The 735-nt window shown below is 42.2% G+C and carries 2 protein-coding genes; both read right to left on the bottom strand.

Going from position 1 to position 735, the window contains the following annotated elements; translation table 11 throughout:
* A partial coding sequence (locus tag N1032_RS25180) for a hypothetical protein (protein WP_259543309.1) occupies window positions 1-499 on the bottom strand: 499 nt, incomplete at its 3' end.
* Between the two features lie 38 nt (window positions 500-537).
* Window positions 538-735, bottom strand: a 198-nt coding sequence (locus N1032_RS25175) for a DUF5309 domain-containing protein (RefSeq protein ID WP_259543307.1), incomplete at its 5' end; no start/stop codon positions are given.

The following is a 735-nucleotide window of genomic DNA, read 5'->3' as shown; positions in this document are numbered from 1 at the left end:
AGTTAGTAAATGTACTAGGAACGACTGTTACATCAAATGTCAAATCTTTAGTCTGATTAGTTGTTTTATCCGTTACGGTAATTTTGTAATTACCTACAGCACTGGCCGTATAAACGTAAGAAGTAGCATTAGCTGGGAGATCTTCTGTGTGGACAGAGGAGGTACCATTAAAGACTTCTACATTATAGTCACCAGAACCACTAGTAATTGTCACCGCAACACTATCACCAACATGAATTGCACTAGAGTTAATTGTTGCATTTAAGGGGATAGGCGCAGACGTTACAGCAAATTGAGCAGAACCTGTTTTAGTAGCATCATTCGCATCGACGACATTGATTACGAACACACCAGTACCATCAGCAGTCTCATACGTATAAGTATAAGGTGAAGCACCGTTGTAACCGTCAGCCGTTTGAGAACCATTCTTGACTTCAACAGTATAACTACCACTACCACCACTAATTGTAGCAACCACTTTATTACCAGCAGTAGCCACAATTGAGTAGGTGTCTAGTGTAACTGTAAGTCCGCTACTTACTTTACCTCAATGACGCCAGCAGCATATGGATGTGACAAGCACAGACCAGCTTCGATAACCAGTTGCCAGATTTCGAAAGCACCTTGACGACCAAGCTGAGTAGCTTTAGGTTCACGAAGGACACGCTGAGTTAGAGTTTCTGGATCTACAAAGTAGACTAAATCTACAGGGCAGAAACGGGAGAAGCAGATGCA

The sequence above is a fragment of the Herbiconiux daphne genome (genome assembly GCF_024979295.1).
In the GTDB taxonomy this organism is placed as follows: domain Bacteria; phylum Actinomycetota; class Actinomycetes; order Actinomycetales; family Microbacteriaceae; genus Herbiconiux; species Herbiconiux daphnes.
This window is presented reverse-complemented; position numbering and strand designations above follow the sequence as displayed.